Source organism: Luteimonas salinisoli (genome assembly GCF_013425525.1).
Lineage (GTDB): Bacteria > Pseudomonadota > Gammaproteobacteria > Xanthomonadales > Xanthomonadaceae > Luteimonas > Luteimonas salinisoli.
Window position 1 is genome coordinate 36,305 of record NZ_JACCKA010000047.1, and the last position, 7,139, is coordinate 43,443.

General features: G+C 72.3%; 6 protein-coding genes. 2 read left to right on the forward strand and 4 right to left on the reverse strand.

Going from position 1 to position 7,139, the window contains the following annotated elements; translation table 11 throughout:
* Positions 1 to 175 precede the first annotated feature (175 nt).
* Positions 176 to 703: a type 1 glutamine amidotransferase domain-containing protein gene (locus tag H0E84_RS06740; protein WP_180677875.1), complete on the forward strand. Its 528-nt coding sequence runs from the start codon at positions 176 to 178 to the stop codon at positions 701 to 703.
* Between the two features lie 17 nt (positions 704 to 720).
* Here H0E84_RS06740 and greB read toward each other — a convergent pair whose 3' ends face one another.
* Both greB and H0E84_RS06750 read right to left on the reverse strand, forming a co-directional pair.
* Positions 721 to 1,227 (reverse strand): transcription elongation factor GreB, encoded by a 507-nt coding sequence (gene greB, locus H0E84_RS06745; RefSeq protein ID WP_180677876.1) that lies wholly within the window; start codon positions 1,225 to 1,227, stop codon positions 721 to 723.
* A 13-nt stretch (positions 1,228 to 1,240) separates the two neighbouring features.
* Positions 1,241 to 2,740: a helicase HerA-like domain-containing protein gene (locus H0E84_RS06750; RefSeq protein WP_180677877.1), complete on the reverse strand. Its 1,500-nt coding sequence runs from the start codon at positions 2,738 to 2,740 to the stop codon at positions 1,241 to 1,243.
* A 130-nt stretch (positions 2,741 to 2,870) separates the two neighbouring features.
* Here H0E84_RS06750 and H0E84_RS06755 point away from each other — a divergent pair, with 130 nt between their 5' ends.
* Complete coding sequence (locus H0E84_RS06755; RefSeq protein ID WP_180677878.1) at positions 2,871 to 4,394, forward strand: transglycosylase SLT domain-containing protein; 1,524 nt, start codon at positions 2,871 to 2,873, stop codon at positions 4,392 to 4,394.
* A gap of 7 nt (positions 4,395 to 4,401) precedes the next feature.
* Here H0E84_RS06755 and H0E84_RS06760 read toward each other — a convergent pair whose 3' ends face one another.
* Both H0E84_RS06760 and H0E84_RS06765 read right to left on the reverse strand, forming a co-directional pair.
* The gene (locus H0E84_RS06760; RefSeq protein ID WP_180677879.1) at positions 4,402 to 5,163 is read right to left on the reverse strand and encodes a hypothetical protein; all 762 of its coding nucleotides are present in this window, start codon (positions 5,161 to 5,163) and stop codon (positions 4,402 to 4,404) included.
* Positions 5,153 to 6,895: a LysM peptidoglycan-binding domain-containing protein gene (locus H0E84_RS06765; RefSeq protein WP_180677880.1), complete on the reverse strand. Its 1,743-nt coding sequence runs from the start codon at positions 6,893 to 6,895 to the stop codon at positions 5,153 to 5,155. The genes H0E84_RS06760 and H0E84_RS06765 overlap by 11 nt, the downstream gene beginning before the upstream one ends.
* Between the last annotated feature and the right edge of the window lie 244 nt (positions 6,896 to 7,139).

The following is a 7,139-nucleotide window of genomic DNA, read 5'->3' on the forward strand; positions in this document are numbered from 1 at the left end:
GCTCCGGCCGGGTCGGTGGTGAGCCCCGACGTTTCCGACCGCGCCGGCTTTCGCGCGCTTGGCGCGTTCCTGCGACAGCGCGGGGCCGTTGGCCGCCGCCTGCGGTCGCGATTCACGGTGTTGCCACCGCGGTGGCGCTAGCGTGCCCGCTCCTCCGATTCGTCAGGAGTTCACCATGACCGACAGCAAGCGCATCGCGATCCTCGCGACCGATGGATACGAACAGTCCGAACTGATGGAGCCGCGCGCCAAGCTGCGCGAGGCCGGCTTCGAGGTCGACGTGGTGGCACCGTCGGCGGGCGAGATCCGCGGCTGGAAGGGCAAGGACTGGGGCGACAGCGTGCAGGTCGACGTCACCTTGGAGCAGGCCAATGCCGACCACTACGCCGCACTGGTGCTGCCGGGTGGGGTGATCAATCCCGACACCCTGCGCCGCGAGGAAAAGGCGGTCGAGTTCGTGCGCGCTTTCGACGGGGCCGGCAAGCCGCTGGCGGCGATCTGCCACGGGCCGTGGCTGCTGGTCGAGTCGGGCGCGGCCAAGGGCAGGGAGGTCACCTCCTGGCCGTCGGTGCGCACCGACCTGGAGAACGCCGGCGCGCGCTGGAAGGATGCCGAGGTGGTGATCGACGGACACCTGATCACCAGCCGCAAGCCGGACGACATTCCGGCCTTCACCAGGGCGGTGATCGACGCGGTGTCCTGAGCGGCCGGGTGCGGCGGTCAATCCTCCCGGTACGCGACGCCGACGATCGCCATCCGCACCTTGCCCGCCGGCAGGTCCGCCTCGAACTCGTCGTCGGCGTGCTTCTTCAACATCGCCCGCGCCAGCGGCGAGTCGATGCTGATCCAGCCCTGCCGGGCGTCGGTCTCGTCGGGGCCGACGATGCGGTAGCGGTGCAGCGCGCCCCCGGCGATCTCCTCGAGCTCGACCCAGGCGCCGAAGTAGACCGCGCCGCGGTCCGCCGGCGGAGTATCGACCACCCGCAACGACTCCAACCGCCCGGACAGGTAGCGCACCCGCCGATCGATGCCGCCGAGCTGCTTCTTGCGGTAGGTGTACTCGGCGTTCTCGGAGCGGTCGCCCTCGGCGGCGGCGGCGGCCAGCGCGCGCACCACCTCCGGCCGCTGCACCCGCCAGAGGTCGTCCAGCTCGGCCTTCAGCCGCGCGTGCCCTTGCGGGGTGATCAGCGCGGTGCTCTTCTCGCCCGGCGGGCGCCAGCGTCCCATCCGCAGGCCGGCGTCAGCGCTTGCCGCCGAACACGCCGAGCACGCCGCGCAGGATCTGCCTGCCGATCTGGTTGCCGACGGTGCGCGCGGCCTGCTTGCCCATGGTCTCCAGCATGCCCTGGCGGCGGCCGGTGCCGAACACCGCGTCCTTCATGGTCCGGCCCAGCCCGCGCTCGCCGCCGGAGGCGCGCTTCGCGTCGGGCGCCCGCGCCTGTTCGCTCGTCGCCCGGGCTCGGCGGGCCAGCAGCTCCGCTGCCGACTCGCGGTCGACCGGGGTGTCGTACTTCGCGCCGACCGGGCTGCCGGCACGGACCCGCGCGCGTTCGGCTTCGGTGATCGCGCCCATGCGGCAGCGCGGCGGCGCCACGAGGGTGTGTTCGACGGGCGTGGGGATGCCCCTGTCGCCGAGGGTGGAGATCAGCGCCTCGCCGGTGCCGAGCCTGCCGATGGCGGCAGCCACGTCCAGCGCGGGATTGGCGACGAAGGTCTCGGCCGCGGCGCGTACCGCCTTCTGGTCGCGCGGGGTATAGGCCCGCAGCGCGTGCTGCACGCGGTTGCCGAGCTGGCCGAGGATCTCGTCGGGCACGTCGTCCGGGTACTGCGAACAGAAATACACGCCCACGCCCTTGGAGCGGATGATCCGCACCACCTGCTCGATGCGCTGGCGCAGCGCGGCGGGCGCGTCCTTGAACAGCAGGTGGGCCTCGTCGAACACGAACACCAGCCTCGGCCTGTCCAGGTCGCCGACCTCGGGCAGCGCCTCGAATAGTTCCGACAGCAGCCACAGCAGAAAGCTCGAATACAACCGCGGCCGCAGCACCAGCTGGTCGGCGGCGAGAATACCGATCACCCCGCGTCCGTCCGGCGTGGTGCGCATCAGGTCGGACAGTTCCAGCGCGGGCTCGCCGAAGAACTGCGCGCCGCCGTCCTGCTCCAGCCGCAGCAGCGCGCGCTGGATGGCGCCTACGGACTGGACGTTGACCAACCCGTACTCCGTCGAGACAGCCTTGCGCTCCTCGGCGATCAGGGCGAGCAGGGCGCGCAGGTCGGCCAGGTCCAGCAGCAGCAGGCCGCGGTCGTCGGCGAGCTTGAAGACGATGTCGAGCACCCCGGACTGGGTGTCGTTGAGTTCGAGGATGCGCCCCAGCAGGGTCGGCCCCATCTCGCTGACGGTGGTCCGCAGCGGGTGGCCGAGCCTGCCGTACAGGTCCCAGAACACCGTCGGGCTGCCCTCGTTGCGGTAGTCGTCGATGCCGATCGTGCGCAGGCGCTCGCCGATGCGGTCGCTGGTTTCCCCGGGCACCGCCAGGCCGGCGACGTCGCCCTTGACGTCGGCCATGAACACCGGCACGCCGATCCGCGAGAAGCCTTCCGCCAACGTCATCAGGGTGACGGTCTTGCCGGTGCCGGTGGCGCCGGCCACCAGGCCGTGGCGGTTGCCGTGGCTCGGGAGCAGGTGGACCTGATGGCCATCGGCCCTGGTGAGCGACTTTCCGAGGAGGATCGGTGGCATGGAGAGGTCCGGCCGGGAGTGCGCAGATTCTATGCGATCGCCCGGCCGCTCCACGCCGCGGCGCGCCGATTTGCCAGGTTCGCGCGGCGGCGGCTACCCTGCCGTCCCCTTTCTCCCGGCCGCCGTCGACATGCCAGCAGTCCGCAGTTCGTCCTTCCTCCTGCTGGCGGTACTGGCGGCATCGCTGACCCTCGCGGCGGCGGCGCCCGCCGAAGCGCAATCGCGCCGCGAGCGTGCCGCCGTCGAGGAGCTGGACCGGCGCATGGAACAGGCCGAGGCCCGGTACCGCGAGGCGATGGTGCGCGTGCGCAACAACGAGCCGGATGCGGTGGCCGAGGGCGATGCCGCGCTCGAGGACATGGAGGACGTGATGGTGGAGTGCGGGCGGGTGCGGGGCTGCGACCCGATCCGCCACGTCACCGTTTTCAAGCGCCTGCTCAAGGCCGACGCGGACTCCGCCGCCGCGGTCGAGGACGAGGAGGACATCGATCCCCTCGACACCGACCCCGACGGCATGGCCGGCGGGATCGGCGCCGACGTCCCGGAGGCAGCGCGCGCCGCGGCGCTGCTCAGCGACGGCCGCCGGTTCGTGGAGATGGTGCAGTACAACCCCGCGGTGCAGGAGGCGATCCGCCGCTGGCTCACCGACATGCGCCACTCGCTGATCGTCAGCCACGAGAACTACCAGTACATGCGCCACCTGATGTGGCCCCACTACGAGCGCTCGGCGTTGCCCGAGGCGCTGCTGTTCGGGATCCTGGCCAAGGAGTCCACCGGCCGCGTGCACTCCACCTCGCGTGCCGGCGCCGCCGGGCCGATGCAGTTCATGTACGCCACCGGGCGTCGCTTCGGGCTGGGCCCGGACGCCACCGGCTTCGACACCCGCTACGACCCCTACGCCTCGGCGCAGGCCAGCGCCGCCTACCTCAACGAGCGCATGGCCGAGCTCAACCGCAACATCGAACTCGCCCTGGCCGCCTACAACGGCGGCGAGGGCCGGGCGCTGCGGGTGTACAACGCCAACGGCGGCCGCAGCTTCTGGGACGAATCGGTCTACAGCCAGTTCCCGCCCGAGACCCGCGACTACGTGCCAATGGTGATCGCCGCGGCCTGGCTGTACCTGCACCCGAAGAAGTACGGCCTGACCTTCCCGAAGGTCGATGCCCGTCCGGCCAGCTTCGCGCTGGAGCGGCCGGCCTCGATCTACGAGCTGACGATCTGCCTGGGCAGCAGCGGCAGCCGCTACGGCTACATGCGCATGCTCCGCAACCTCAACCCGCGCTACCAGGCCGACGACGTCATTCCGGCCGGGACCGAGCTCAACGCCACCACCCGCGTCGCCGGCCTGTACAGCCGCTGGTGCACGCGCGGCCCCCGCGCCGAGCTCGCCCGCGAGCTGGTCAACAGCGATCCCGGCCGGGCGATCGTGCGTTCCGGACCGGCCCAGCCCCTGGCGGCTACCGGCGGCGCCGCCGCCGCAGCACCATCCGCCGCAGTGCGCGAGCACCGGGTGGCGCGCGGCGAGTCGCTGGGCCGCATCGCCGAGCGCTACGGCTGCAGCCTGCGCGTGCTGGCCCAGGCCAACCAGCTGCGCGCGCCGGGCTATACGGTGCGCCAGGGACAGCGCCTGCGCCTGGAGGGCTGCGCGCGCTGAGGACCGCTCAGGCCGGCTCGTCCGGCGGCGGTGCGGGCCGGTAGTCGTCGATGGCGGGCGGCCGGTCGCCGGTGCAGTCGGCGCGGAAACGGCGCAGTTCCGGCTGCGGCGCGCCGCGGACGATCACCGCGGCCTCGACGTGGCGCTCGCCCGCGGGATTTCCGCAGGCGTCGAGCCAAGCCTGCGGGTACTCCGCGCGCGTGCGGCGCTGGCCGCCCGCCAGCGAGACGAGTTCCAGGCCGACGTACGCCTGGCCCATCTGGTAGCCGTGGCTGGCGAGGAACAGTTCCTCGATGCCGTCGCCCTCGACATCCGCGGCCGCGGCGATGCGGTCGTGGTCCACGACGAACTGCGCGGCCACGCGGTCGTCGTCCTCCAGCACCGCCAGGAGCGTCCGCGCGCGGTCCGGGCCGGGCACCGCGCCGCCGCGGCGGAGGGTGTAGGCGGTCTGCCGCGCATCGGGCGCGGTGAACGCACCATCGGCGCGCGAAGTCAGTTCCAGGTCGCCGGGCGCGCCTTCTCCGTACACCGCGGCGACCACTCGCCGGGTTTCCTCCGCGGTGGTCTCGAATGCGGCTGCGGGCGCGCGCAGGTCCAACAGGACCTCGCCGGCGCGGGCGGGCGCGCCCGCCGACGCGGTGGCGGGCTGCGCGTCGCCTGCGGCGAGCGCTTCCGGCCGCGAGGCATCGCCGGCGCTGCATCCGACCAGCAGCCCCGCCAGCAGGCAGGCGGCAGCCGCCGCGCCGCGCGCGGCGAAATCAGCCGGCACCGGCGAGCAGGTTCGGCGACAGGAAGACGCGCTGGCCCTCGACATTGATCCAGGCGAGGAAGTCGACGTGGTCGCCGGTGCTGCCGCCGGTGCTGCCCTGGGTGCCGATGTCCTGTCCGGCCTGGATCCGGTCGCCCGGTCGCACGTCGAAGCTGTCGGCATGGGCGTAGTGGGCATGGACGGTGTACTCGCGGCCCTGGTATTCGAAGGTGGCGTCGGTGCGGGTGATGACGTAGTTGCCGTAGCCGCCGGCGTCGTGACGGATCTCCTCGACGGTGCCATCGAACCAGGAGCGGATCCGGCCGTCGGTGGCCACGTAGTCGATGCCGAGGTTGTAGACCCCGGCCGGCACGCGTTCGGCCACGCCGGGATTGTCGGAATACACGGCCAGCGCCTCGCGCTTGGAGCTGTGCGGCCCGCCGCGCGCCATGAAGCCCTCGGTCAGGATGAATTCGCCGAGCACCGGCGAGGTGATGGTCTGCCGCCCCGGCGTGCCGCGCTCGTGCACCGGCTGGCTGAGCTGCAGGTCGCCTGCGGGCGCCGGCGCCTCGGTCGGCGGCATCGCGCCGCCGGAGAGCGCGGCGCCGGTGGCGGCGTCGAGCAGGCCTGTGGCGGGCAGGCCGTTGGCCTCCTGGTACGCCCGCACCGCAGCCGAGGTGTTGCGGCCGAACTGGCCGTCGACGAAGCCGTCGCGCAACGCCGCGGGGACCACGCCGGCGTCGACCAGCTGCTGCTGGACCGCGGACACGCCGCCGTACAGGCGCGCGGCCACTGCCTGGGTCGCCTCGCCGGCGGTGATGCGGCCGTCGCGGTCGAAGTCCAGGCCCGAGTTCTGGGCGTATTCCGGATTGCCCTGGACGAATTCGCGGCCGGCAGGCGTGCGCAGCGTGGCAGCGGGGTCGGGCGTGGCGCGCCCCGACAGCACCGAGGTGTAGACGCCTTCCAGCGTGCCGAGCTGGCCGGGGTACTGGGCGAAATAACGCTCGACGTACTCGAGCTGCTGCACCGGTGTCATCGCCGCCAGTGCGCTGGTGGTGGTCCCCAGCCCGCGCGCGGTGGCGGGCATGAACTGGATCAGGCCGGTGGCTCCGGAACCGGCCATGTTGCGCTGTGCCGGATCGAAGCTGCCGCCGGTCTCGAAACTCATCACTGCGAGCAGGTGCTCGGGCTCGGCGCCGAGGCGTTCGGCCATGGCCTCGACGCCGGCGATGAAGTCGGGGGTGACGTTCGGGTTGCCGCGCACGCCGACGATGCCGTCGTAGTCGAACGGTCCCTCGGCCGCCGGCGGCGCGCCGGCCACCGGGACCGGTGAATGCGTCGACGGCGGGCCTTCCGGCGCGGGACTCGATACCGGCGGCGGTTCGGGTGCCGATCGCGCCGCCGGCACGACCAGGCGGTCGCCAGGAAAGATCAGGTCCGGATTGCGGATGTTGTTGGCGGTCGCCAGGGCGCCGACCGTGGTGCCGTGTTCGCGGGCGATCGCGCCGAGCGTATCGCCGGAGCGCACCAGGTAGCTCTGTTGTCCGCCGTCCGGGATCGACAGCCGCTCTCCGGCGTAGATCAGGTCGGGGTTGCGGATCTGCGGATTGCTCTGCAGCAGGGCGTCCACGCCGATTCCGTAGCGCTGCGCCAGGGCGCCGAGGGTCTCGCCGCGGGCGATGGTATGGAAGGCGTCATTGCCGCCGGCGTGGCCGGGGGTGGACGTCTCGTTGCGCGGCTGGACCTCGGTCATGGTCGCTCTCACTCCTCTGCGGAAACTTCGCTCCTGAAGCCAGGGTGGTGGGCGAATGCACGACGACCAAGCTGGGGCAAACCCGAGCGCGCGGCGCGGCACCCCGTTCTGTGACGGCGATCGCCGAACGATCCGTGTCGGCAGTCACGACACCGATGCAGATGGTGCGGGGGTGTCGATCCGAAGATGGATGAGTTCGCGGGCGGGCCGGCACGGCGCCCCGGTGCGGGACACGCCGTGAATC

Coding starts and splice junctions, on each gene's coding strand:
- H0E84_RS06740 (WP_180677875.1), top strand. CDS start 176: ATGACCGACAGCAAGCGCATCGCGATCCTCGCGACCGATGGATACGAA.
- H0E84_RS06765 (WP_180677880.1), bottom strand. CDS start 6,895: ATGACCGAGGTCCAGCCGCGCAACGAGACGTCCACCCCCGGCCACGCC.
- H0E84_RS06755 (WP_180677878.1), top strand. CDS start 2,871: ATGCCAGCAGTCCGCAGTTCGTCCTTCCTCCTGCTGGCGGTACTGGCG.
- H0E84_RS06750 (WP_180677877.1), bottom strand. CDS start 2,740: ATGCCACCGATCCTCCTCGGAAAGTCGCTCACCAGGGCCGATGGCCAT.
- greB (WP_180677876.1), bottom strand. CDS start 1,227: ATGGGACGCTGGCGCCCGCCGGGCGAGAAGAGCACCGCGCTGATCACC.